At 65.7% G+C, this 24,760-nt stretch carries 21 protein-coding genes and 1 tRNA gene; 8 read left to right on the top strand and 14 right to left on the bottom strand.

The features are described 5' to 3' along the window. A partial coding sequence (locus QMG28_RS00005; RefSeq protein ID WP_491850071.1) for a beta/alpha barrel domain-containing protein occupies nucleotides 1-479 on the bottom strand: 479 nt, incomplete at its 3' end. A gap of 156 nt (nucleotides 480-635) precedes the next feature. Here QMG28_RS00005 and QMG28_RS00010 point away from each other — a divergent pair. The 3 genes from QMG28_RS00010 to QMG28_RS00020 are packed head-to-tail and all read left to right on the top strand — an operon-like array spanning nucleotide 636 to nucleotide 3,732. Next, a complete protein-coding gene (locus tag QMG28_RS00010; RefSeq protein ID WP_281840105.1) occupies nucleotides 636-1,580 on the top strand; it encodes a transketolase in 945 nt (314 codons plus the stop codon). Between the two features lie 11 nt (nucleotides 1,581-1,591). Further along, complete coding sequence (locus QMG28_RS00015; protein ID WP_281840106.1) at nucleotides 1,592-2,596, top strand: transketolase family protein; 1,005 nt, start codon at nucleotides 1,592-1,594, stop codon at nucleotides 2,594-2,596. Then, on the top strand, nucleotides 2,596-3,732 hold the full coding sequence (locus tag QMG28_RS00020) for a RuBisCO large subunit C-terminal-like domain-containing protein (RefSeq protein WP_281840107.1): 1,137 nt from the start codon (nucleotides 2,596-2,598) through the stop codon (nucleotides 3,730-3,732). Before QMG28_RS00015 ends, QMG28_RS00020 begins: the two co-directional genes overlap by 1 nt. A 151-nt stretch (nucleotides 3,733-3,883) precedes the next feature. Here the strand turns inward: QMG28_RS00020 and QMG28_RS00025 are convergent, their stop codons facing one another. The 4 genes from QMG28_RS00025 to QMG28_RS00040 all read right to left on the bottom strand — a co-directional run bounded on the left by QMG28_RS00025 (nucleotide 3,884) and on the right by QMG28_RS00040 (nucleotide 7,997). After that, complete coding sequence (locus tag QMG28_RS00025; protein ID WP_281840108.1) at nucleotides 3,884-4,327, bottom strand: RbsD/FucU family protein; 444 nt, start codon at nucleotides 4,325-4,327, stop codon at nucleotides 3,884-3,886. Nucleotides 4,328-4,398: 71 nt separating this feature from the next. Next, a complete protein-coding gene (locus tag QMG28_RS00030; protein WP_281840109.1) occupies nucleotides 4,399-5,436 on the bottom strand; it encodes a substrate-binding domain-containing protein in 1,038 nt (345 codons plus the stop codon). A 33-nt stretch (nucleotides 5,437-5,469) separates the two neighbouring features. Beyond that, nucleotides 5,470-6,474, bottom strand: coding sequence for an ABC transporter permease (locus QMG28_RS00035; protein WP_281840110.1), 1,005 nt, complete (start codon nucleotides 6,472-6,474; stop codon nucleotides 5,470-5,472). Between the two features lie 5 nt (nucleotides 6,475-6,479). After that, on the bottom strand, nucleotides 6,480-7,997 hold the full coding sequence (locus QMG28_RS00040; RefSeq protein WP_281840111.1) for a sugar ABC transporter ATP-binding protein: 1,518 nt from the start codon (nucleotides 7,995-7,997) through the stop codon (nucleotides 6,480-6,482). A gap of 160 nt (nucleotides 7,998-8,157) precedes the next feature. On the opposite strand from QMG28_RS00040, the gene mtnK reads away from it, so the two are divergent. Both mtnK and mtnA read left to right on the top strand, forming a co-directional pair. Next, nucleotides 8,158-9,423 (top strand): S-methyl-5-thioribose kinase, encoded by a 1,266-nt coding sequence (gene mtnK / locus QMG28_RS00045; protein ID WP_281840112.1) that lies wholly within the window; start codon nucleotides 8,158-8,160, stop codon nucleotides 9,421-9,423. Further along, the gene (gene mtnA / locus QMG28_RS00050; protein WP_281840113.1) at nucleotides 9,420-10,514 is read left to right on the top strand and encodes an S-methyl-5-thioribose-1-phosphate isomerase; all 1,095 of its coding nucleotides are present in this window, start codon (nucleotides 9,420-9,422) and stop codon (nucleotides 10,512-10,514) included. The genes mtnK and mtnA overlap by 4 nt, the downstream gene beginning before the upstream one ends. A 67-nt stretch (nucleotides 10,515-10,581) precedes the next feature. Here mtnA and QMG28_RS00055 read toward each other — a convergent pair whose 3' ends face one another. Continuing rightward, nucleotides 10,582-11,550: a sugar-binding transcriptional regulator gene (locus QMG28_RS00055; protein WP_281840114.1), complete on the bottom strand. Its 969-nt coding sequence runs from the start codon at nucleotides 11,548-11,550 to the stop codon at nucleotides 10,582-10,584. A 110-nt stretch (nucleotides 11,551-11,660) separates the two neighbouring features. On the opposite strand from QMG28_RS00055, the gene QMG28_RS00060 reads away from it, so the two are divergent. Next, nucleotides 11,661-13,703: a bifunctional aldolase/short-chain dehydrogenase gene (locus tag QMG28_RS00060; RefSeq protein ID WP_281840115.1), complete on the top strand. Its 2,043-nt coding sequence runs from the start codon at nucleotides 11,661-11,663 to the stop codon at nucleotides 13,701-13,703. A 59-nt stretch (nucleotides 13,704-13,762) separates the two neighbouring features. On the opposite strand, the gene QMG28_RS00065 is transcribed toward QMG28_RS00060, so the two are convergent. Together QMG28_RS00065 and QMG28_RS00070 are read right to left on the bottom strand one after the other, a co-directional pair. After that, a tRNA-Ala gene (locus tag QMG28_RS00065) sits at nucleotides 13,763-13,838 on the bottom strand. Between the two features lie 274 nt (nucleotides 13,839-14,112). Next, the gene (locus QMG28_RS00070; protein WP_281840116.1) at nucleotides 14,113-14,442 is read right to left on the bottom strand and encodes a TIGR02300 family protein; all 330 of its coding nucleotides are present in this window, start codon (nucleotides 14,440-14,442) and stop codon (nucleotides 14,113-14,115) included. A 143-nt stretch (nucleotides 14,443-14,585) separates the two neighbouring features. Here QMG28_RS00070 and QMG28_RS00075 point away from each other — a divergent pair, with 143 nt between their 5' ends. Next, nucleotides 14,586-15,284 carry a M48 family metallopeptidase gene (locus tag QMG28_RS00075; RefSeq protein WP_281840117.1) on the top strand — a complete coding sequence of 233 codons (699 nt, stop codon included), beginning with the start codon at nucleotides 14,586-14,588 and terminating at the stop codon, nucleotides 15,282-15,284. Nucleotides 15,285-15,318: 34 nt separating this feature from the next. Beyond that, nucleotides 15,319-15,987 (top strand): GntR family transcriptional regulator, encoded by a 669-nt coding sequence (locus QMG28_RS00080; protein ID WP_281841031.1) that lies wholly within the window; start codon nucleotides 15,319-15,321, stop codon nucleotides 15,985-15,987. Nucleotides 15,988-16,164: 177 nt separating this feature from the next. Here QMG28_RS00080 and QMG28_RS00085 read toward each other — a convergent pair whose 3' ends face one another. The 6 genes from QMG28_RS00085 to QMG28_RS00110 all read right to left on the bottom strand — a co-directional run bounded on the left by QMG28_RS00085 (nucleotide 16,165) and on the right by QMG28_RS00110 (nucleotide 24,661). Further along, nucleotides 16,165-17,586, bottom strand: coding sequence for a peptidoglycan-binding domain-containing protein (locus tag QMG28_RS00085; protein WP_281840118.1), 1,422 nt, complete (start codon nucleotides 17,584-17,586; stop codon nucleotides 16,165-16,167). Nucleotides 17,587-17,720: 134 nt separating this feature from the next. Beyond that, nucleotides 17,721-19,106 (bottom strand): dihydrolipoyl dehydrogenase, encoded by a 1,386-nt coding sequence (gene lpdA, locus QMG28_RS00090; RefSeq protein ID WP_281840119.1) that lies wholly within the window; start codon nucleotides 19,104-19,106, stop codon nucleotides 17,721-17,723. A 52-nt stretch (nucleotides 19,107-19,158) separates the two neighbouring features. Next, nucleotides 19,159-19,392 carry a hypothetical protein gene (locus tag QMG28_RS00095; RefSeq protein WP_281840120.1) on the bottom strand — a complete coding sequence of 78 codons (234 nt, stop codon included), beginning with the start codon at nucleotides 19,390-19,392 and terminating at the stop codon, nucleotides 19,159-19,161. Nucleotide 19,393: 1 nt separating this feature from the next. Continuing rightward, complete coding sequence (gene odhB, locus QMG28_RS00100) at nucleotides 19,394-20,917, bottom strand: 2-oxoglutarate dehydrogenase complex dihydrolipoyllysine-residue succinyltransferase (RefSeq protein ID WP_281840121.1); 1,524 nt, start codon at nucleotides 20,915-20,917, stop codon at nucleotides 19,394-19,396. 3 nt (nucleotides 20,918-20,920) lie between these two features. Next, a complete protein-coding gene (locus QMG28_RS00105) occupies nucleotides 20,921-23,899 on the bottom strand; it encodes a 2-oxoglutarate dehydrogenase E1 component (protein WP_281840122.1) in 2,979 nt (992 codons plus the stop codon). Nucleotides 23,900-23,935: 36 nt separating this feature from the next. After that, nucleotides 23,936-24,661: a hypothetical protein gene (locus QMG28_RS00110; RefSeq protein ID WP_281840123.1), complete on the bottom strand. Its 726-nt coding sequence runs from the start codon at nucleotides 24,659-24,661 to the stop codon at nucleotides 23,936-23,938. Between the last annotated feature and the right edge of the window lie 99 nt (nucleotides 24,662-24,760).

Genomic DNA, 24,760 nt, shown 5'->3' on the forward strand with positions numbered 1-24,760 from the left:
ATCAGCTTGATCACGTTCCTGATCGACTGGTGCTCGTATTCCGCCCCGATATAGACCTGCGCCGCCATCGCCGCCGCGTTCATCCGCAGCCCGTCCTCGATATCCACCGCGACCGTCTCGTTCGACAGCTCGCCAAGGATCGAATTGCCGCCCGAGGCGCGCAGAACCAGCGGCTTCTGCGTCGCCGGCGAGATCGACGAGCGCATCACCCCCCGCGTCGCCATCAGCACATCGGCATACTCGGCAAGCGGCGCGATGTTCAGGTCGATCCGCTCAAGCCCCGTCGTCGGACCCTGAAAATAGCCGTGGTCGAAGGCCAGCATCACCGTCCGCCCCGTCTTCGGATTGAAGATCCGGCTCAGCCGGTTCTTCATCCCCCAGTCCAGATGCGCGCTCCCCTTCAGAAAAAAGCCATGCCCGTCCGCAGGCCGGTCCAGTCCAAAATCCTTGCCGTCCTTGATGTCGTCTAAATCCGCCATCTCGTGTCCTTTCGTCTGCGCATCATACCGGCGCGGAAGGCGCCGAATTCGCGGCGATACTGCTCTTTGATATTTCAATTGTCAATATCTGCTGACTTTTGTAATGTTCCGCCGAACGCAATCACGACTCTGTTCGGAAATACGGGAGGACCGGCCGTGGCAGGCGATTTGCCCCTTCGCAATGACAAGAGCACCGAGGAGGTCGCGCTCGGCATTCGCCGGCGCGTCTTCGAACATACCATCCGCAACAATGGCGGCTATCTCAGCCAGGCCTGTTCCGCCGCCGAACAGCTCGCCTTCCTCTATAACGAGGCGCTGCATCTCGGTGAACCGACGATGCCGATGATCCCGCCGCCCTTCGGCGGGGTGCCCTCTGCGGACAACCCCGGTTACGTCACCGGCGCGGGCTATAACGGCCCGTTCGAGCCGCAATACGACCGGCTGTTCATCGCCCCCGCCCATTACGCGCTCGTGGCCTATGCCACGCTGATCGAAACCGGGCGCATGGCCCCCGAGGGGCTTGAGATGTTCAACAAGGATGGCTCGTCGGTCGAGATGATCGGGGCCGAGCATTCGCCCGGCATGGAAGTGCATAACGGCACCCTCGGCATCGGGCTGTCCACCGGCGCGGGGCTTGCCTGGGGCCGGCGGCGCAATGGCGATGCCGGCGATGTCTGCGTCTTCATGTCCGACGGCGAAGTGCAGGAGGGCCAGACCTGGGAAGCGGTGCAGGCCGCCGCGCATCACGGGATCGACAATCTCTGGGCGATCATGGACGTGAACCGCCAGCAATGCGACGGCGCGATGGACGATGTGATGCGGGTGGGCGACATCCGCCAGAAGTTCATCGACTTCGGCGCCGCCTGTATCGAGATCGACGGCCATGACCTCGAAGCGATGCGCCAGGCGAAGGCCGAGAAGCATGAGGGCAAGCCGCTCATCATCCTCGCCTATACCTCGCCCACCCAGGGGATGCCGATCCTCGAGCGGCGCTTCCCCCGCCTTCACTATGTGCGCTTCAAGTCGGAAGACGAGCGCGCCGAATACAATCAGGCCATCGCCGCCGAGCTCGGCATCGCGCCGATCGACTACAGTCACTGAGGAGAGAGATCATGGTTGAAATGGTCACCCGCCCCTACGCCTCGGCCTTCGAATCCTACGCCGTGCAGCACCCCGAAGTGCTGGCCCTGTCGGCCGATCTCACCTCGTCGGTCGAAATCGACGGGTTCCGCGACCGGCACCCCGACCAGTTCCTCTCGATGGGGATGGCGGAGCAAAACATGCTCTCCTTCGCCGGCGGGCTTGGGCTGGCGGGCTTCCGGCCCTTCATTCACACCTTCGGCGTCTTCCTCTACCGGCGGCCCTACGATCAGCTCATGGCCTCCGTCGCCTATCCGCGCCGCAAGGTGCGGCTGATGGGCTTCCTGCCGGGCATCACCACGCCGGGCGGGATGACGCACCAGGCGATCGAAGACATTTCGGTGATGCGCACGATCCCCAACATGACCGTGCTCGAAACCGGCGACGCCACCGAGGTGGAAGGCATCGTGGAAGCCGCCGACAGCATCGACGGGCCGGTCTATTGCCGCGTGCTGCGCGGCTCGGTGCCGCGGCTGTTCGACAGCCCGTTCAGGCTGGGCGAGATCCGTGTGCTCTCCGAAGGCACGGACGTGCTGGTGATCACCGCAGGCATCACCACCGAAGAGGCGATCCGCGCGCGCGGCGCGCTCGACAAGGCGGGCGTTTCGGTGCGGCATCTGCACCTCTCCACCCTCAAGCCCTTCGACGCCGAAGCCATCGTCGCCCATGCCGCGAGCGTGACACATGGTGTCATCACGCTGGAGAACCACCTCGTCGCGGGCGGCATCGGCTCGATGACGGCGGAAGCTCTGGCGGAGGCGGGGCTGGGCAAAAAGCTCATCCGTCTCGGCCTGCAAGACACCTATGCCCATGGCGGCTCACGCCCCTATCTGATGAACTATTATGGCCTCGACGCCATCGCCCTCGTGCGCGGCATCGAGCGGCTGATGGGGATCGAGACAGGGATCGACGAAGGTGCACTTGAGGCGGTGCGCGTCGATGCGGTGCATTCCAGCGTGAAGGCCGAGGCGCTTTGATGCAGCGCTTCGCCGTCACCTACCGGGTCTTTGCCGCCAACGCGGCGGAGGCGCGCGCGCGTGCCGAGGGGATCGCGCTGGAACAAACCGTCGAGGTGCCCGAAGACGTGGTGCCGGCGGGCTACATCGCCGACGAGATCGTTGGCCGGATCGAGGAGATCGGGCAGGAAAGCGAGGGCCGCTTCCGCGCCACGCTGTCCTTCAGCCCCGACAGCGCCGGACATGAGCTCACCCAGTTCTTCAACGTGATCTTCGGCAATTCCTCGATCCAGAAGGGCCTGAAGGTGATCGCGGTCGACCCCGGCGCCGAGATGATGGTGCGCCATCCCGGCCCCCGGTTCGGAATCGAGGGCATCCGCCGCCTGGCCGGACGCCCCAAAGGCGGCATGATCGCCCCGGTGCTGAAACCGCAGGGGCTCGACGCCGATTCTCTGGCACAGATCGCCTATCTTTGCGCAAAGGCCGGCGCCGATGTGGTGAAGGAAGATCACGGCATCACCGACCAGCACATGGCCCCCTTCCGCGAGCGGGTGGAAAAAACCGCCGCCACCGTGAAAAAGGCCAATGACGAGACCGGGGGCCATTCGCTCTACTTCCCCTCGCTGGCCGGCCGTCCGCAGGACATCGAGGCCAATATCCGCTTTGCCAGGGATGCCGGGGCGGACGGGCTTCTGATCATGCCCGGGCTGCTCGGCTTCGGCGTGGTCGACCGGATCGCGCGCGACCCGGAGCTCAACATGCCGGTGATGACGCACCCCGCCTTCCTCGGGCCCTACGTGCTGTCGGAGGATACCGGCTTCACCCACGGCATGATGTTCGGCGCGCTGCAGCGGCTGGCCGGGTCCGACATTTCGGTGTTTCCGAATGTCGGCGGGCGGTTCGGCTTCACCGCCGGCGAATGCGGCGAGATCGCCGGTGCCTGCCGCGATCCGCACGGGCCGGGCAAACCGATGCTGCCCAGCCCGGGCGGCGGCATGAGCGTGGACCGGGCGGGCGACATGGTGGCCATGTATGGCGAAGACGTCACCTACCTGCTCGGCGGCTCGCTCCTGCGCCATGGTGACCGGATCGGCGAAGGCATCGCCGCCATGCGCGCGGCCATCGACGCTGCGGAAGGCCGGTTAACGAAAGATTGACGCGACAGGTTCGGGGCCGGCTTTCGGAAGGTATTCCAACAGGATACCGGAAATCCGGTATACCAGTTATCCGGATTTCTGGAGTCTTGTCTTATCCGGATTTCCGGAGTCGAGCCGTGCGGATCAGAGCACCGCAGCAGCCCCGCCAGGCTCAGAAAATCACCCCCTTGCGCAGAATGAAGCAACCGAAGGGCCGGGCTTCCGTGCAGCGCACCACGGCGAAGCCCTGCCGTGCGCGGGCGTAGAATGCCTGCCGCTCTATCGAGCCGACCGCGCCGCCCTCGGGCATCTCCGCCGTCAGGATCGCAATCGCCTCGCGATGCACCTCGTCAGGCTTGTCGCCCTCGCCATCATGCTGCATCCACAGCGCGCCCTCCGGCACGAACGGGTCGAGCGGCATCAGCGCGGTGATCAGTGAAATCGCTTCCGGCGCGGAAAAGCCCGGCAGTTCCACCACCTGCCCCGACACGGTCTCGGCGGCGGTGGCGTGGCTGGGGTAGTTCGCATCGACCACCGCAATCTCGTCGCCATGTCCCATCCGCATCAGCACGTCGAGCAGATCGGCGGGCATGCGCGCGTCAATTCCCTTGAGCATGGTCGTCCTCCAGACAAAAGGGGGCCGGCGCGTGATGCACCGGCCCCGTCTGCTTCATCGTCCCCAACCGGTCAGCGGGCCGGCAGCGGCATCCATTCCGGCACCGCCACATCGGCATGGGCAAAGGCCGGCAGCTTCGCGCCGAGCTCTTCCATGTTCGAGATGTCGAGCTCGTTCAGCATCGACTGCGTGATCAGCGTCGGCGGCACGATCACGTTGTGGCCCGGATCTTCACCCGCCAGAAGCATCGCCAGCGTGCGCACCGAAACCTCGCCGACCACGGCCGGGTTGGTCGCGGCGGTGGCTTTCCAGGCCGAGCCCGGCTCGCGCATCGCGGCGATATCGGCGGTGGAGACGTCAGCGGAGTAGATCGACACCTGGTCGGTCATCCCGGCCTCGTCCACGGCGATCTTCACGCCCTTGGCGAATTCGTCATAGGGGGCGAACATCACGGTGATGTTGGGGTTGGCCGACAGCACGGCGCGGGCCTGGTTGGCGACCGAGTTGGCAATCGGGTTGTCGAGCGTGCCGAACATCGCCACTTCGTTGATCCCCGGATTGGCGGCTTTCACCTCGACCCAGGTTTCATCGCGCCGGTCAAGCGGGGCGATGCCGGGCACATAGACATAGCCAGCCACCCATTCGGTGCCATTGTCTTCCACCGCCGCTTCCAGCGCGAGGCGGGCAAGGTCGCGGTCGGATTGCTCGACCTGCGGGATCGCGTCGTTCTCGACGTTCACGTCGAAGGCGACGACCTTGATGCCGGCATCGACCGCGCGCTGTGCGGCGGCCTGCATCGACTCGGTCAGGCCATGCTGGATGATGATGCCGTCAACGCCAAGAGCGATGGCCTGATCGACCATGTCGGCCTGAAGGGCGGCGTCCTGGCGGCTGTCGAAGACGCGCAGATCGACGCCAATCGCTTCAGCCTGCTTCTCGACACCCGAAAGATAGGCCTGGAAGAAGTCGCCGGTCGACAGGTAGCGCACCAGCGCGATCTTCACGTCGCCGGCATTGTCGAACGGTGCCGGCATGTCGGCGGCAAAACCGACTGTCGGCAGCATGGCTGCGGCCCCGAGAAGGCTCGTAAACACTCGTCTGGAGATCATGGTTTCCTCCCTATTCTCCTTAATGAACCGAGTTCACGCCTTGGCCCGGCCAGTGCGGCCGGAAAGCGCGAAGGTGAACACCAGGGCGACGACGAGAACCGCGCCCTTGATGAAATCTTGCGTGTAGTAGGGCGCGTTCAGCATCGTCAGACCTTGCAGCAGGATGCCGACGAACAGCGCGCCGATGGCGGTGCCGAAAGCGTTGGGCTTGCCGGCGCCGAGCACCGCGAAGCCGATGAGCGCCGCCGCCACCGCGTCGAGCAGCAGGTTGTTGCCCGAGGCCACGTCGCCCCGCCCGAGCCGGGCCGAGAGCAGGATGCCGCCGAGCGAAGCCATCGTGCCCGAGATCATATAGGCCAGAATCTTGTAGCGGTTCACATTGGTGCCCGCGAGGCTCGCCGCTTGCGCGTTGGAACCGATGGCATACATCAGCCGTCCGTGGCGGGTGAGTTCGAGAAAGGCCCAGATCAGGATCGCGGCGGCGATCAGGAAGACCACCGACAGCGGCACAAGATCGGCGATCCGGTAACGGCCAAGCATCAGGAAGGTATCGGAAAAGGTGCCATTAGCGATGGTGCCATCGGGCAGCGCCATCCCGGTCGAGACCGAGCGGCCCTCGGTCGGAATGCGCTGGGCGCCGAGCAGCAGAAACATCATGCCGAGCGTGGCGAGCAGGTCGGGCACCTTGAACTTCACGATCATCATCCCGTTCACCGCGCCCACCGCCGCGCCCATGGCGAGGCTGAGCGCCACCGCCCAGAAGGCCGACATTTCCCACACCACCATGACATAGGCCGAGAGCATCAGCGCCGAGGTGGCGACCGCGCCGATCGAGAGGTCGAACCCGTCGACCACCAGCGTGGCCGTCACGCCCAGCGCGAGGATGCCGGTGATCGCCACCGATTGCAGGATGAACACCGCCGAGAACGGCGAAAGAAATCCCTCGGCAGTGATACCGAAGAAGATGATCAGACCCGCCATCAGGGCGAGGAAGCCATATTTGATCGCCAGATCGAGAAGGGTGGAGCTTTTCTGCATCTCGTTTAGATTCCTGCTGCACGCGGTGCCGCGCCCGCGTCGACCACTTCGGCCATGATCGCGGACACGTCGATGTTGTCGTTCCGATGGTCGCCGACGATGGAATGCTCGCTCATCACGAGAATCCGGTCGGCCACTTCGAGCGCCTCGTCGAGTTCGGCGACGAACACGATGGTGGTGCGGGTGTTGGCGGTTTCACGGATCTTGCGGCCGATATCGCGCCGGGCCTGAATGTCGACGCCCTGAAACGGCTCATCGAGGATCAGCACCCGGCTCGCCTCGGCCATCCAGCGCGCCACCATGACCTTTTGCTGATTGCCGCCCGAGAGGGTGAGAATGCCATCGCCCACGCCCTGACAGATCACCCCCATATCGCCCACCATGCGGTTTGCCGTCGCCCGTTCCGAACGGAAGGAGAGGAACCCGCCGGGCCGTGAATGGCGGCGGGTGAAGGGCAGCGTGATATTGCGGCTGATGTCGAAATCCGGCACCACCGCGTTGACCAGCCGGTCTTTCGGGCACATGTAAACGCCGGCCGCCACCGCATCCGACGAGGCGCGCGGCTGATGCGGCCGGCCATCGAGCTTCATCCGGCCAGAGACCGGCCGGGTCAGGCCGAACAGGGCCGCGGCAAAGGCCGATTTGCCCGAGCCGACAAGCCCGGCAACGGCGATCACTTCATTTTCATGCGCGTCGATCGAGAATGGCGCCGCGCCCTCGCGCAGCACCAGATCGCTCAGTTCCAGCACCGGCTTGCCGGCATCGGGAATGCGGATATCGACTTCGCTGATCTCATGGCCGAGCATGGCGCGCACCGCGCCTTCGTAATCCAGCGGCTTGTCTTCGAAGTGTTGCACGATCTGCCCGTCGCGCATCGACAGGATGCGGTCCGCCAACCGGCGGATATCCGACATGCGGTGCGAGATGTAGAGGATCGCGACGCCCCGGTCGCGCAGCCGCTCGACCATTTCAAACAGCCGTTTCGTCTCGGCGGCGGAGAGCGACGAGGTCGGCTCGTCGAGGATCAGAAGTTCGGGGTTATGCGCCATCGCCCGCGCGATGGACACAAGCTGGCGGTCGGCGAGGGTGAGGCCCGCGACGGGCAGCGTCACGTCGATCTCCAGCCCCACCGCCGCCGCGATCTCGCGGGCGCGGGCGCGCATGTCGCGCCGTTTGAGGAAGGTGGAACCGCCCGAGGCCAGCGTGTCGAGCAGCAGATTGGAGGTGACGTCGAGATCGGGCACCACGCCATCGTTGATATTCTGGTGCACCGTCACCACGCCCGAGCGCAGTGCCTCCGACGGGGTTTCGGGCGCGAAGGGCGTCTCGCCGAGCATGACGGTGCCGCCATCGGCGCGATGAACGCCGCACAGCACTTTCACGAGGGTCGATTTTCCCGCTCCGTTGGCCCCCATCAGCACGGTCACCTGGCCGGGGGGAATCTGCATGTCGATCCCGCGCAGAACCTGGTTCTTGCCGAAGGACTTACGCACGCCGGACAGGCGGATAGCCGGTTCGCTCACGTCGATCACTCCTCCCAATGGCAGGAAGCTAGCCCCCGAAACTTTCAAATGTCAATATAATTTGACAATTGGATGAAAACTCGGAATTCTGCTGTCCGAACGCAGCCCCGACAGGGGCGGAGGACCTTTCAAAATTGGCGTTTTCAAGGGGAGGAGACCCGTGACGCAACAAGACTACGAGGCATTGAGCCCCGACACACTTGCCGCCCGGCTCGGGCCGGTCGATTCGATCCGCTCGCATCTGGGAGACCCTGAAAAATGGCGCGTCCGCGAGGTGGGCGACGGCAACCTGAACCTCGTCTTCATCGTCGACGGCCCCGAAGGCAGCGTCATTGTGAAGCAGGCGCTGCCCTATGTGCGGCTGGTGGGCGATAGCTGGCCGCTGCCGCTGAAACGCGCCTTTTTCGAATACAACGCCCTCATCCGGCAGGAGGCGCGTGACCCCGGTTCGGTGCCGCAGGTTTTCCATTTCGACGAAACGCAGGCGATGATCGCCATGGAGTTTCTCCAGCCGCATGTGATCCTGCGCAAGGTGCTGATCGACGGCGGCAAGGTCGAGGGGCTGGCCGAGGTGCTGGGCAAATTCTGCGCCCGCACCCTGTTCCGCGGCTCCGATCTTTCGATGCCGACAGCAGACCGCAAGGCCGATGCGGCGATGTTCCTCGGCAATGTCGAGATCTGCGACATCACCGAAAACCTCGTGTTCTCCGATCCGTATTTCGACGCCGAGATGAACCATCACACCCCGGCCCTCGACCCGGTGGTGAAAATCCTGCGCGACGATATCGACCTCAAGGTCACGGCGCAGCACATGAAATCGGCCTTCGCCAACAATGCCGAAACCATGCTGCACGGCGATCTGCATTCCGGCTCGGTGATGGTGACCGACACCGAGACCAAGGTGATCGACCCCGAATTCGTCACCTATGGCCCGGTGGGGTTTGACGTGGGGATGCTGATCGCCAACTTCCTGCACGCCTATATCTCGCAACCCGGCCATGCCAGCGCCCCCGGCGCCCGCGACGACTACCAGGAGTGGATTCTGTCGGTGATCGACGACATCTGGTCCACCTTCGAGGCGGAATTCAGCCACCTGTGGCGCACCGAGCGCAACGGCATTCTCTATCAGGCGAGTCTGTTCGAGGATCAGGGCCATGCGCGCGGGTCGGAACAGGCCCGGATCGAACGGCTCACGGCAATCTGGCGCGACATGCTGGGCTTCTGCGGCATCGAAATGCACCGCCGCATTCTCAGCCTCGCCCACAACGCCGATTTCGAAACCATCGAAGACGAGGCCACCCGTGCCCGGCTGGAAGCGCGCGCGCTCATGCTCGGGCGCACCCTCGCCGTCGCCCGCGGCGAGATCACCTCGATGGCGCAGGTCCTCGACCTCGCCCGTCAGGCCAACAAGGAGGAATACCTGTGAAGATCAACGGCAAACCGTATCGCTCGATCTGGCGCGAAGACGATGGACGCGTGATGATCATCGACCAGCGCTGGCTCCCGCATGAGCTGCGCATTGTCGAGCTGAAAGACCGCAAGGACTTCGCGGATTCGATCTTCGAAATGTGGGTGCGGGGCGCGCCGCTGATCGGCGCCACCGCCGCCTATGGCGTGGCGGTGCAGATGGCCGCCGACCCGTCGGACGCCTCGCTGAAGGAAACCTACGAGGTGCTGCACGCCACCCGCCCCACCGCGATCAACCTCAAATGGGCGCTCGACGAGATGACCCGCGTGCTGGAGCCGCTGGCCCCGGAGGAGCGGGCCGAAGCCGCCTATAAGCGCGCCGCCGAGATCTGCGACGAAGATGTCGAGACCAACCGGATGATCGGCGTTCACGGCCTCGAACTGATCCGCGAAATCTCGAAGAAGAAAAACGGCGGGCGGGTGAACATCCTCACCCATTGCAATGCCGGCTGGCCCGCCACCGTCGACTGGGGCACCGCCACCTCGCCGATCTATCACGCGGTGGAGGAAGGGATCGACGTGCATGTCTACGTCGATGAAACCCGCCCCCGTAACCAGGGCGCGCTGCTGACGGCGTGGGAGCTGAACTCGGCGGGCGTCAGTCACCAGCTTATCGTCGACAATGCCGGCGGGCACCTGATGCAGCATGGCGAAGTCGATATCGTGATCGTCGGCACCGACCGCACCACCGCGCGCGGTGACGTCGCCAACAAGATCGGCACCTATCTGAAGGCGCTGGCCGCCAATGCCAACGGCGTGCCCTTCTACGTCGCCCTGCCCTCGCCCACCATCGACTGGACGGTCTGGGACGGCGTGAAGGAAATCCCGATCGAGGAACGCACCGACGAGGAAGTGACGCATGTGCAGGGCAAGGGCCCGGACGGCAAGATCGTCTCGGTGCAGATTTCGCCCGACGGCACCGGCGGGCGCAACCCGGCCTTTGACGTGACCCCCGCCGAACTTGTTACCGGCCTCATCACCGAGCGCGGCGTGGTGGCCGCCAATGCCGAGGCGATGGCCAAAGCCTTCCCGGAACACGCGAAAAAATAGTCCTCCCTGACCGCGCGTGTTCAATCAGGCCCGGGCTTCGGCTCGGGCCTTTTTCGCCCCGGCGCGCTCAGTCCTCGGCCAGAAGCGCCTCGGCAACGCTCAGGCAGGTGGCGAAATGGGTCACGTATCCGCCCCGTATCGCCGCCAGAGAAGCTTCGATCTTGTCGATCCCCGGCGTGACGAGAATGCCCATTTCCAGGCCGACCAAGTGTTCAATCGAGATGCCGATCATCCGGTCGTCAATGGGGCCATGCACGGCATTGCCATCGGCATCGACGAAGCGCCCGCAGATCACCGCCCGCGCGCCATGGTCGAGATGCCAGGCCAGATCCTCCAGACTGGCCAGCCCGGAGCCGACGATATGGCTGTCGGTCTCGACCGTGCCGGCGGAGAACAGGAACTTGTTGCAGGTCTCCAGCCGCTCCAACTGGCGGTGGATGATCGGCTCTTCGCGCAACTCCTCCGCCAGCTTCGCGCTCGACAGCACCGCCGGCGCGTGCAGGTTGTAGATCTCGGCGCCGAGCCGCTGGCCCAGCCGGGTCGAGCAAGCCTCGGCGGTGAAGCCGTAGGGCGTGGCCATCGAACCGACCAGCTGAAGCACCGCCAGATCGTCGATCCGGGTCTTCTCGATCGCCTCCGCCATGTCGTAGACCGTTTTGCCCCAGGCCACCCCAACCCGGTCGCCCGGTTCCAGCAATTCCGGCAACCAGGCCGCCGCACCCTCGACCACGCGGGTAAAGGTCTCGTTCACGTCCGCGCCTTCATCGGGCAGCACATAGGCCGCGGTCAGGCCGAATTTGTTGACCAGCTCCACCGCCGCGCGGTGGGTGGTGAAGGCGTCGGAGGCAAGCGAGATACGAACCAGCCCGCGCTCGCGCGCTTCCTGCAGGTAGTTCACCACCGTGGCGCGCGAGATTTCGAGCCGGTCGGCAATCTCCTTCTGGTTCATGCCTTCCTGATAGTAGAGCCAGGCGACCTCGATCACCACGTTCTCGCCGCTGATGCGGCCCTTCGTCCTGCGTTTCGGCCCCGCCATCTGTCCGCCTATTTTATTTATGACAATTGCATTTGACTTTTGTACAAAAGCATCGACGGATCAAGTCCGCTGAACGGTGGTACGCCACCGAATGCACCGAGGAGTTTCAGATGATCGAGAACAGATGGCAAGACGCAGAAGCCCGCGGGTTCGAAGAGGCCGCCGGCAGCGATCCGGCGGCGCGCGAACTTGCCCTGCGCGTCTACAGCTCGCGCCTGATCGGCGGCGAACCCGATCTCGTGATGCATGGCGGCGGCAACACCTCGCTGAAGCTCACCACGCGCGATCTCTACGGTGACCCGATGGAGGTGATCCACATCAAGGGCTCAGGCTGGGATCTCGCGACGATGGAAGCGGACGGGATGCCGGCGGTGCGGCTCGCGCCCCTGCGGCGGCTGCGCGCACTCGGCGAGGTCTCCGACGGCGACATGGTCAACACCCTGCGCTCGAACCTCGTCGACTCCACTGCGCCCAACCCGTCGGTCGAAACGCTGCTCCACGCCTATCTGCCTCAGCCTTACGTGAACCACACCCATGCCACGCCCATGCTGGTGCTGGCCAACCTGCCCGACGCCGCCGCCGTGGTGCGCGAACTGTTCGGCACCCGTCTGGCGCTGGTCGATTACGTGCGGCCCGGCTTCGAGCTTGGCCGCCGTTCCGCCGAAGCGTTTGAAGCCAGTCCCGATGCCGAGGGCCTGCTGCTGCTGCACCACGGGCACGTCACCTGGGGCGACGATGCGCGCGGCGCCTATGAGCGCGTGCTGGAACACGCCAATCTGGTGGAGGCCTGGCTTGCCGACCGCCGCCCGGAGCCGCTGAAACCCGCGGCCCTGCTGCCTGCTGGCGACCGTGCCGCCGCGCTGGCATCGCTGCGCGGCGCCCTCGCGTCCGATGCGCCGGAAGATGCCCCCATGCCAGTGCTCGACATCCGCCAGGATGCCGAAATTCTCTCCTTTTTCGCCCGGGATGACCTTGCCAGCCTCGCCCCGCGCGGCGTCGCAACGCCGGATCACGTGATCCGGATCAAGGGCCAGCCGCTGCATCTTACCGCCACCGATCTGGCCGGTGGTGCCGGGGTGATTGCCGCGAAGGTGAGCGCCTTCGCCGACAGCTATCGCGCCTATTTCGCGCGCCAGGCGCCCCGCTTCGCCGACGCGCCCGAAATGGTATCGCCGATGCCCGGGCTGGCCTGGATCGAGGGCATCGGCCTTGTCGGCATCGGCACATCCGCCACTGCGGCGCGTATCGCCGCCGATCTCGGCGCGCAGAACACCCGCGTCATGGCCGATGGCGAAGCCGCTGGCGGATACAGCCCGATTGCCGAGGCCGATCTGTTCGACATGGAATACTGGCCGCTCGAACGCGCCAAGCTGGGGGCCGCGAAAGCGCCGGAGCTGCGCGGGCGCGTGGTGCTCGTCACCGGCGGCGCCGGCGCGATCGGGCTGGCAACGGCGGAAGCCTTCGCCGCACGCGGCGCCACGATCTTCCTCGTCGACCGCGACCCCGACGCGCTCGCGCGTGCACTCGACCGTCTGGGCCCGGATCATGGCGGCGTCACCGCCGATATCACCAGCCCCGGCGAGCCCGCGCAGGCGGTCGAAGCCTGCGTGTTGCGCTTCGGCGGGCTCGATATCCTTGTCAACAATGCCGGGGCCGCGATCAATGGCGAGGTGGCGACATTGCCAGAGGAAACGCTGCGCGCCGCCTTCGAACTCAACTTCTTTTCGCATTTCGCCTTTTCACAAGCCGCCGTCGCCGTGTTCCGCGCACAGGGGCGGCAGGGGCAGATCCTGTTCAACGTCTCGAAACAGGCGGTGAATCCCGGCAAGGGCTTCGCCGCCTACGGGTTACCGAAAGCCACCACTTTCTTCCTGCTGCGCCAGCTCGCGCTCGAACTCGGCAGCGAGGGTGTGCGGGTGAACGGCATCAACGCCGACCGGATCCGCTCCGGCCTGCTGACGCCCGAAATGATCGCCGAACGCGCCGCCGCCCGCGGCGTGGACGTGGCCACCTATCTCGGCGGCAACCTCCTGCACCGCGAAGTGGAAGCACGCCACGTCGCCGAAGCCTTCGTGGCCCTGGCACTCTCGGAGCGCACCACCGGCCATGTCATGACCGTGGACGGCGGCAATATCGAGGCGGCGCTGCGCTAAAGCGCTTCGAGGAAAGATTGGATCAACAGGATTCCGTTGAGTGTTGAACTGTGAGGTTTTGGTGGAGCCTAGGGGGGTCGAACCCCTGACCTCTTGCATGCCATGCAAGCGCTCTCCCAACTGAGCTAAGGCCCCATCCAGGTGCAGACGTTCCGTCTGCCCGCGCGTATGTAGGCGAGGCGACGGGGTTGTGCAAGGGAAAAACTGCCGCTCGCGGGTGGAAATCTGCCTGCCGGAGCGGGCTGGCGGCGGGCCTATCGCCGGCGGCCGGAGCGGGGCTGGCGGGGCCGTTCCGTGGGGCTGGAACCGTCGAAAAAACAAGGGCGCGCGCAGACGGGTCGGCTGAAAACGAAAACGGGCCGGGGTGCCTTCGCAGCCCGGCCCATTGGTGTTCGTCCGCTGTCCGGTCTCAGTCGTCGTCCGGGCCGGCTACATCGGCGATATCGTCGAGCGAGACATCGTCGTCGTCCGTGTCGTCCTCGAGCACATCGTCGTCGAGATCCACATCGGTATCGTCATCGTCGAGATCATCCGCATCCAGCAGATCGTCATCGACCGCATCGTCTTTCACCGACGCCTTGTCGGCCTTGTCGGCCACCATGGTGCGGGTCGTCTTGCCGGTGTCGATCTCGACCACCTTGCCGGTATACGGGCTAACGACCGGGCTGCGTCCCAGGTCGTAAAACCGTTTGCCGGTTTCCGGGCAGAGCCGCTTTGTGCCCCATTCTTCTTTGGGCATGGAAAACCCCTTTCCGTCGTCAGATCCATCTGCGAGATTTGGGGGCACTTGCCACAGTCGCGCGGGGCTGTCAAAGCCTTTTGCGGCACAGGCTCGGCGCGCGCTGAATATGGCGCGCAGAAAGGCGAAACAGGCAGCCGGACATGGGCGAACAGGTGATCCTTGACGGCGATCCGCCGATTGAGCTGGTGCTGAACCGCTCGAGCCGCGCGCGGCGGCTGTCGCTGAGGGTGTCGCGGCTTGACGGGCGGGTCACGCTGACGCTGCCCCGGGGCGCCTCACGCCGCCATGCGCTGGCCTTCGCCGAGGAGAAGGCCGGCTGGATTCGCCGTCAGCTTGCCGGGCGCCCCGACGAGGCACGCCCGATGCCGGGCGCCGTGCTGCCCTATCGCGGCGTCGAAACGCCGATCGTCACCCACACGGCACGGGCGGTGCGCCATACCGGCGCCGCCATCGCCGTGCCCGCGCATGATCCCGACCGCACCCCGGCACGGCTCGCGGCCTTTCTCAAGCTGCAGGCCCGCGACGCGCTGGCCGAGGCCAGCGCCCGCCATGCCGCCGCGCTCGGGCGGGCGCATGGCCGCATCACCCTGCGCGATACCCGCTCGCGCTGGGGGTCATGTTCGTCGAAGGGCGATCTGATGTATTCCTGGCGGCTGATCATGGCTCCGGCCGAGGTGCTCGACTATGTTGCCGCGCATGAGGTGGCGCATCTGGCGGAGATGAACCACTCGCCCGCCTTCTGGGCCGTGGTCGGCGATCTGTTCCCCGGCTACGAAGCGCCACGCCGCTGGCTGCACGAAAACGCTCCCCGCCTGCACCGCTATCGTTTCCGCGATTGACCGGCGTGAAATTTGTGATCACAATTGCCGCATGATGACGCCACCGGCCACCAACCCGCCCCTGACTCCCGGCCCCGAAGCCGGGCTGGCGGCGCATGAGCAGATCTACCGCACGCTGCGGTCGCGGATCATGTATGGCGAGCTGGATCCCGGCAAGGCGCTGACCATTCGCGGCATCGGCAAAGAGTTCGGCATGTCGATGACCCCGGCGCGCGAGGCGGTGCGGCGGCTGGCGGCGGAAGGCGCGCTCACGCTGTCGAGTTCGGGGCGGATCAGCACGCCGAATCTCGGGCCGGAGCGGATCGAAGAGCTGGCCGCCTTGCGGGCGCTGCTGGAGCCGGAGCTTGCCTCGCGCGCCCTGCCCCGCGCCCATATGGCGCTGATCGAACGCCTGCGCGCGATCAACGGGCGGGTGGGCGAGCACGTCGCCAAGAACGATATTTCCGGCTATATCCGCACCAACCTCGAATTTCACCGCACGATCTACCTGCGCGCCCAGGCTCCGGCGATGCTGGCGCTGGTGGAAACCGTCTGGCTTCAGCTCGGCCCGACGATGCGGGCGCTCTACATGGCGCGGACCCGCACGGATCTGCAAAAGCATCACCGGATGATCCTCGCCGCGCTGGCGGCGGGCGACGAGCCGGGCCTGCGCCTCGCGGTGCGCACCGATGTGACGCAGGGCCTGAAGATGCTGGTCAGCTAGCGGCGGCCTGCCCCCGCGCATTTTCACGCAGCTGTGACTGCCCGGCGCGACAGATCCTCCGCCGCCGCCCGTTCAGACCTCACCGACGGAGGGGTCACCCTGCCTCCCCTCCGGGCTGCGCCTCCTCATGGGACCAGCCGGAAGGCCGGGGCCTGAACCCCGGCCTTCCCCTTGCCGTCAGAACTTGATGGCGGGGGCGACAACCGCGTTAGACAAGGCGGTCGCGTTCCACATCGCGATGCGGATCACGGACTCGTGGAAATCGACGCTCACCACCTGCCCGCAATCCGTGGCCACGCTGCCAAGGCTGCGCGGATCGAGCGTTACGCCGCCGCCTGCGCTCCACAGCGCCCCGGCGGCATCGGCGGCGGGCGCGATGGTGGCGAGCCGCAGCATGCCGCATCCCATCAATTCGTTGGCATCGGCACGGGCTGCCATGCGGGCGGCCCCGCCGCCAACCCACATGCCGCCATTGCCGAACATCGCTGCCTCGCCGTATTTGTCGACGATCCCCGGCAGCACCTGCGCCTCGAACACCGCGCGGTCGACCGTCTCGGGCATCCGGATCATCCGAACCGCTGCGATCATGCCAAGCTCCGGCCGTGCATCGTCGTAAAAAGCGAGGAACTGCTCCGAACTCGGCGCAGGCCAGGCGGGCTGCACCGCGAGCGCGCCGGCGCTCAACATGTCGTCACCGCCGAAACTCGCCGCCGGCACCCGTTCATAGGGGAAGCCCGCACCGTATTCGGCAGCCAGCGCCGCCTGAACGGCCTCTTCGCTCATGCCGAGCGTGATGCCGATGATATCAAAGGACAGATCGGGCGCTGGCTCCGGCGCGGCCACAGGTTCGGGCACCACGACCTCGGGCGCAACCTCGGGCTCGATGGGCATCGCCACGAATTGCAGGCTGTCGGGCTGCGGCGCGGGCATCCCGGTCAGTTGCGCAAGCAGGCGGCGGGTGGCGACGGGCGCGCCGGGCAGGCCCTCCAGCGCCTTGTATTCGGCAATCGCGCTGCGGGTGCGGCCACCGAAGGCGCCATCGACCACGCCGGCATTGTAGCCCTGATTGTTGAGCGCGGCCTGAAGCTGGGCCATCTGGTCGGGGTCGAGGTCATTCGCCAGATCGGCGTTGAACATGTAGACCGGATCGTTTGCATAAGGTGCGAAGGTGGACGACACCGCCACCAGGTCGTTCAACTGCCGCCCGGTCAGCGCGCCGGTCGCCGGATCGCCCACCGCGAGCTGGTAATCACCGATCGCGGCGCGGGTGCCCGGCCCGATCGCGCCGTCAATCGCGCCGGTGTAAAAGCCGGTTTCCTGCAGCCCGCTTTGCACCCACATCGCCTGCGTCCGGTCGAGCCCGACCGCATCGCCAATGCCGCCACCGCCGCGCGCGCTGCCGCTGGCCCCGCAAAGCTCGGGATTGGTGGCGCAGACGATGGCGGTGCCGACAATCGCGGCACCAACGGCACGCCCCAGCGTGCGGCTTTGCGCCTCGGCGGGCTGCGGGGCGGTCAGCCCGACCACGAGGGCAAGCGCGAGAGCAAGGGTGAAGACCGCGTGAAGCGGACGCGGGGCCGCGGGAATGCGAAGAGCCATCGGAATTCTTCCACAAAATGAAAAGGTCAGCAGATAGCTTCAAGCGTGGCAGGCAGATGGCCAAGTGTCAAATTCTGCGCAGATAAAAAGGCCGGGCGCACGGCCCGGCCTTTCGTTGCTCAGCGCAAGCGGGATCAGCTGTGGATCGGCCCGTCGCCGCAGGCCAGCGCCGCTTCGCGCACCGCTTCCGACACGGTCGGATGGGCGTGGCAGGTGCGCGCGAGGTCTTCCGCCGCCGCGCCGAACTCCATCGCCACGCAGGATTCGTGAATCAGCTCGCCGGCGCTCGGCCCGATGACGTGCACGCCCAGGATCCGGTCGGTCTCCTTGTCGGCGAGAATCTTCACGAAACCTTCGCCGGCAAACATCGCCTTGGCCCGGCCATTGCCCATGAAGGAGAATTTGCCGACCTTGTAGGCCCGGCCCTCGTCCTTGAGCTGCTCTTCCGTCTTGCCCACCGCGGCCACTTCGGGGCTGGTATAGATCACGCTCGGGATCACGTCGTAATTCACGTGCCCGGCCTGTCCGGCGATGCTCTCGGCCACGGCCATGCCCTCGTCTTCGGCCTTGTGGGCCAGCATCGGCCCTTCGGTCACATCGCCGATGGCCCAGATGCCGGGCACCGAGCTGCGCCAGTGGTCGGTGGCGATCTGGCCGCGTTCGGTCATCTTCATACCCAGCGCATCGAGGCCGAGCCCTTCGGTGTAGGGCTTGCGGCCCGTCGCCACCAGAACCACATCGGCGTCGAGCGTGTGTTCGCTGTCGTCCTTCTTCAGTTTGTAGCTGACGGTGGCCTTGGTCTTCTTTGCATCCACCCCCTGCACCGCCGCGCCGAGCACGAAATCGAGGCCCTGCTTCTTGAGGCTGCGCTGAAGCGTCTTGGCGATCTCGCCATCCATGCCCGGCGTCACCTGATCGAGATACTCGACCACGGTCACATGGCTGCCGAGGCGGGCATAGACCGAGCCCATTTCCAGCCCGATCACACCGGCGCCGATCACCACCATCTTCTTCGGGATCTTCGGCAGGCTGAGCGCGCCGGTGGAGCTGACCACCACCTTCTCGTCGATCTCGACGCCCGGCAGGCTCGACGCCTCGGACCCGGACGCGATCACGATGTTCTTCGCGCTGTGGGTCTCGTCGCCCACCTTTACCTGACCGGCGGCCGGGATCGAGGCCCAGCCCTTGATCCAGTCCACCTTGTTCTTCTTGAACAGAAACTCGATGCCCTTGGTGTTCTGGCCGATCACGTCATCCTTGTAGGCCAGCATCTCTTTCCAGTCGACGGAGGGCGCTTTGCCTTTGAGGCCCATCCTGGCGAAGTTGTGCTCGGCTTCATGCAGCGAGTGACTGGCGTGCAGGAGCGCCTTCGACGGGATGCAGCCAACGTTGAGGCAGGAGCCCCCCAACGCCTCGCGCCCCTCGACACAGGCGGTTTTCAGGCCCAACTGCGCCGCGCGGATTGCGCAGACATAGCCACCGGGGCCACCCCCGATCACGATCACATCATACTCAGCCATAGTGCTCTCCTTGCCCGCATGCGGGCCTTGTCTTCAATGGTCCGCGTTGCGGCTAGTCCGCCGTGCCGCCACCCTGCCCGCGCGTGAGCAGGAAGGCGGTGACGAGGGTGACAGCCACGTAGGCCCAGGCCAGCCAGATCAGCCAGCCCGGCCCGTTGAGCGCGACGATGCCATAGGCTGCCGCTACCACGATCACCGAGCGGATCGCCCAGATCTTCAGCTTCTTGCCGCGGCTGGGCATCCAGCTTGCGAGGTTGCTGGCGGGTTCTTTGTTGTCGTCGCTCATGTCACAGATCCATCAACAGCCGGCGCGGGTCTTCCAGCGCCTCTTTCACACGGACGAGGAAGGTCACCGCCCCCTTGCCGTCGACGATGCGGTGGTCGTAGCTCAGCGCCAGATACATCATCGGGCGGATCACGATCTCGCCATTCACCACCACCGGGCGGTCCTGGATCTTGTGCATCCCGAGGATGCCCGATTGCGGCGGGTTCAGGATCGGGGACGACATCAGCGAGCCGTAGACGCCGCCGTTGGAGATGGTGAAGGTGCCGCCCTGCATCTCGTCCATCGACAGCTTGCCGTCGCGGGCGCGGCGGCCCTTCTCGGCAATCGCCTTCTCGATCTGGGCGAAGCTCATCGCATCGGCATCGCGGATCACCGGCACGACGAGGCCCTGCGGCGTGCCCGCCGCCACGCCCATATGGACGAAGTTCTTGTAGACGATCTCGGTGCCGTCGATCTCGGCGTTCACCTCGGGCACTTCCTTCAGCGCATGCACGCAGGCCTTGGTGAAGAACGACATGAAGCCGAGACGCACGCCGTGCTTCTTCTCGAATTCGTCCTTGTACTGGTTGCGCAGCGCCATCACCGCCGACATGTCCACCTCGTTATAGGTGGTCAGGATCGCGGCGGTGTTCTGCGCGTCCTTGAGGCGGCGGGCGATGGTCTGGCGCAGGCGGGTCATCTTCACCCGTTCCTCGCGGGCGGCATCCTCGGCGGGCACCGGGGCGCGCGGCGCGGCGGCAGCCGGGGCGGGGGCCGATGCGGCGGCGGCCACGGCCTTGCGCACGTCATCCTTCATGATCCGCCCGTCGCGGCCCGTGCCCTGCACCTGCGCCTCGGTGAGCCCGGCTTCGGCCATCGCCTTCTTGGCGGAGGGCGCGTGCTCGATATCCTTGCCGGCCGTCGCGGCGGCGGGCGCGGGTGCGGCGGCGGGCTTGGCCGATGGGGAAGCCGCCGCACCGGCGGCGCCCTGCACCATCACCGCAAGCTTGCCGCCGGCCTCGACCGTCGCCCCCTCTTCGAACAGGATCTCGGAGATCGTGCCGCCCACCGGGGCGGGCACCTCGATCGAGACCTTGTCGGTCTCCAGTTCGCAGAGCATCTCGTCGGCGGTGACCGTATCGCCCACCTTCTTGAACCAGGTCGACACGGTGGCTTCAGTGACGCTTTCGCCAAGGCTCGGCACCATCACATCGACGCTGGGGCCGGCGGCGGGTGCTTCGTCTTTTGCGGGCGCGTCATCGCCGGCCGGTGCTTCGGCTTTCGGCGCGGGCGCGGCAGCCGCCCCGTCGCCTTCATTCAGCGTGGCGAGCAGCGCGTCGACGCCCACGGTTTCACCTTCGCCGGCGACGATCTCGCCCAGCACGCCCGCGGCGGGGGCCGGCACTTCGACCGTCACCTTGTCGGTTTCCAGCTCGCAGAGCATCTCGTCGGCGGCCACGGCATCGCCCGGTTTCTTGAACCAGGTCGCCACGGTGGCCTCGGTCACGCTCTCGCCCAGGGTGGGCACTCGGACTTCAATGCTCATGGGTTATTTCCCTTCAATCGTAAGCGCTTCGGTCACGAGCGCCTCTTGTTGTGCTTTGTGCTGGCTCATCAGGCCGGTGGCCGGGGAGGCCGAGGCCGGTCGCCCGGCATAGATCGGGCGGGTGTTGGTTTCGCGGATGCGGGTGAGCACCCATTCGATATTGGGTTCCATGAAGGTCCAGGCACCCTGGTTCTTCGGCTCTTCCTGGCACCAGATCACATCGGCGTTCGGGAAGCGCTCCAGCTCCTTGACCAGCGACAGCGCCGGGAAGGGATAGAACTGCTCGACCCGCATCAGATAGACATCGTCGATCCCGCGTTCGTCGCGCGCTTCGAGCAGGTCGTAATAGACCTTGCCCGAGCACATCACCACGCGCTTGATATCCTTGTCGGCTTTCAGGCTGGCCTCGGATTTGCCGGTGCGGTGGCCCTCGTCGGCATCGTCCCACAGCACGCGGTGGAACGACGAACCTTCGGTGAAATCCGTGGCATCCGACACCGCCAGTTTGTGGCGCAGAAGCGATTTCGGCGTCATCAGCACGAGCGGCTTGCGGTAGGAGCGGTGAAGCTGCCGGCGCAGGATGTGGAAGTAGTTGGCGGGCGTGGTGCAGTTGGCGACGATCCAGTTGTCGCCGCCGCAAAGCTGCAGGTAGCGCTCAAGCCGGGCCGAGGAATGCTCGGGCCCCTGCCCCTCGAAGCCATGCGGCAGGAGCATCACCAGGCCCGACATGCGCAGCCACTTGGCCTCGCCCGACGAGACGAACTGGTCGATCATGATCTGCGCGCCGTTGGCGAAATCGCCGAACTGCGCTTCCCAGATCGTCAGGGCGTTGGGTTCGGCAAGGCTGTAGCCATATTCGAAGCCCAGCACCGCATATTCCGACAGCATCGAGTCGATAACTTCGTAACGGGCCTGCCCTTCGCGCAGGTGGTTGAGCGGGTAGTAGCGCTCTTCCGTCGACTGGTCGATGAAGGCCGAATGGCGGTGGCTGAAGGTGCCGCGCGTCGCATCCTGCCCCGAGAGGCGCACCGGGTAGCCTTCGAGCATCAGCGAACCGAAGGCCAGCGCCTCGCCCGTCGCCCAGTCGAAGCCGGTGCCGGTTTCGAACATCTGGCGCTTGGCATCGAGCATCCGGCCCACCGTCTTGTGCAGATCGAACCCGTCGGGCACGCGGGTCAGCCCGGCGCCCATCTCTTTGAAGGTTTCCGTCGACACCGCCGTCTGGCCGCGCTGATACTCGTCGCCATGACGGGTCAGGTGCGCCCAGCGCCCGTCGAGCCAGTCGGCCTTGTTGGGCTTGTAATCCTTCGAGGCTTCGAACTCGCCGTTCAGCGTGGCCTGGAAGGCCGTCTTCATATCCTCGATCTCGCCTTCGGGGATCAGCCCGTCTTTCACGAGACGCTCGGTATAGAGCTGGAGCGTGGTCTTGTGGGTCTTGATGTTCTTGTACATCAGCGGGTTGGTGAACATGGGCTCATCGCCCTCGTTGTGCCCGAACCGCCGGTAGCAGAACATGTCGATCACCACGTCCTTGTGGAACTTCTGGCGGAACTCGGTGGCCACCTTGGCGGCGTGCACGCAAGCCTCCGGATCGTCGCCGTTCACATGGAAGATCGGGGCTTCCACCATCAGCGCGATATCGGTCGGATAGGGCGAGGAGCGCGAGAAGCTCGGCGCGGTGGTGAAGCCGATCTGGTTGTTCACCACGATATGGATCGTGCCGCCGGTGCGGTGGCCGACGAGGCCCGACAGGCCGAAGCCCTCGGCCACCACGCCCTGGCCGGCAAAGGCCGCGTCGCCATGCAGCAGCACGGGCAGAACCTCGGTGCGGTCGGCATCGCCGAGCTGGGCCTGCTTGGCGCGGGTCTTGCCCAGCACCACCGGGTTCACCGCTTCGAGGTGCGAGGGGTTCGCGGTGAGCGAGAGGTGCACCTTGTTGCCATCGAACTCGCGGTCCGACGAGGCGCCGAGGTGGTATTTCACGTCGCCCGACCCGTCCACATCCTCGGGTTTGAAGCTGCCGCCCTGGAATTCGTTGAAGATTGCGCGGTAGGGCTTGGAGAGCACGTTGGCCAGCACCGAGAGGCGGCCCCGGTGCGGCATCCCGATCACCACTTCCTTCAGCCCGAGATTGCCGCCGCGCTTGATGATCTGCTCCATCGCCGGCACCAGCGCCTCGGCGCCGTCGAGGCCGAACCGCTTGGTGCCCATGAATTTCACATGGCAGAACTTCTCGAAGCCTTCCGCCTCGACCAGCTTGTTCAGAATCGCCCGGCGGCCTTCGCGGGTGAACTGGATTTCCTTGCCGAAGCCCTCGATCCGCTCTTTCAGCCAGCCCGCCTGCTCCGGGTCGGAGATGTGCATGTATTGCAGCGCGAAGGTGCCGCAATAGGTGCGCTTCACGATATCGAGGATCTGGCGCATCGAGGCCATGTCGAGCCCGAGCACCTGATCGAGGAAGATCGGCCGGTCCATGTCGGCCTCGGTGAAGCCGTAGGAGGCGGGATCGAGCTCCGGATGCGCCTCGGCCTCGGTTGCGCGCATCCCCAGCGGATCGAGATCGGCGGCAAGGTGGCCACGGATCCGATACGCCCGGATGATCATCAGCGCGCGGACGGAATCGAGCACCGCGCGCTTCACCTGCGCCTCGGTAATCTCCACGCCCGTCGCGGCGGCCTTTTGCTTGACCTTCTCGGCCACCTTCACGGGGGTCGGCTCGTCCGGCCACTGGCCATCGAGCGCGTGGACCCAATCCCCGGAGGGCGTCGGCGGCCAGTCGGTGCGCGCCCAGGACGGCCCCTGCGCCTCGGCCTTCACATCCATCTCTTCGTCGCCAAGCTCGGCGAAGAAGGCCCGCCATGCCTCGTCGACCGCGTTCGGATCGTTGGCATAGAGCGCATAAAGCTGCTCCAGATAGGCCGCGTTATGGCCCTGCATGAAGGAGCTGGCCTTGAATTGATCGTTGGGGGATTGGTCGGTCATGTCACGAACCTTCGAGTGAATATCGAACCCTCGCCGTCACGTCGGAACGTCGAGAGAGTAATTGCCGTGGGTAAACGCCCAGGCGAACCGCCGGCGGACGATGTCGGCAGTTTCATCGTCGTAGAAGTCCTGTATCGCCGGGCGCCTGCCTGCGTCCGACGAGTGCGTTTTCTTTGTGACCGGCAGCGCAGTCCGGCTCGTATCGAGCCCGAGACGGGCGGCCAGCGCCGTCAGGTCATCGGCGAGGTGCACCTGCCGGATCAGCACATCGGGCACGAATGCCTTGCCGATCATGACGATCTTCCTGTCGTCCTGAAACCCGCCGCGCCGGACCATCCTTCGACAGTAGCGGATGGCTTGCTCGCCGGGCGCGACCGGTTTGCCCTCCACGGCATGGTTCCAGTAATGGGCCGAAACCAGGCGCGTGAACGGATTGCGAACCGAGGAGACCTTCAGCGCGCGCTGCCAGAAGTCGGCATCGAGCGCGTCTCTCACCGTTTCGGCCTCCATGTGCGGCCCCCAGTTCACCAGCCCGAGGCCGCGCCGAATGGCGATTTCCACTCGCAGCAGGAAGGGGAGTTTCTCGCTGGTGGCCCGGCGGCCCACGATCCCCTCACGCGATCGTATCCGGCGCGGGTTGCGCTCGCTCACCGGCCTGCCTGCGGGCATACAAAACGGCTGGAGATACATCTCGGTCGAGGTGCCCGCCGTCTTGCGCGTGCGCAGGTAGACAAAATCGTGGGCGTAGCTCACCAGCGTCATGGCCGCGCCTCGCGGACAGGACCGGGCCGACCGGCGCACATGCCGAACCCTGCCGCTGCGTTGAGCGGCAGAGGGTGGTCCGGCAAGGTGCACGCGGGT

The sequence above is a fragment of the Sinisalibacter aestuarii genome, assembly GCF_027923545.1.
GTDB lineage: Bacteria > Pseudomonadota > Alphaproteobacteria > Rhodobacterales > Rhodobacteraceae > Sinisalibacter > Sinisalibacter aestuarii.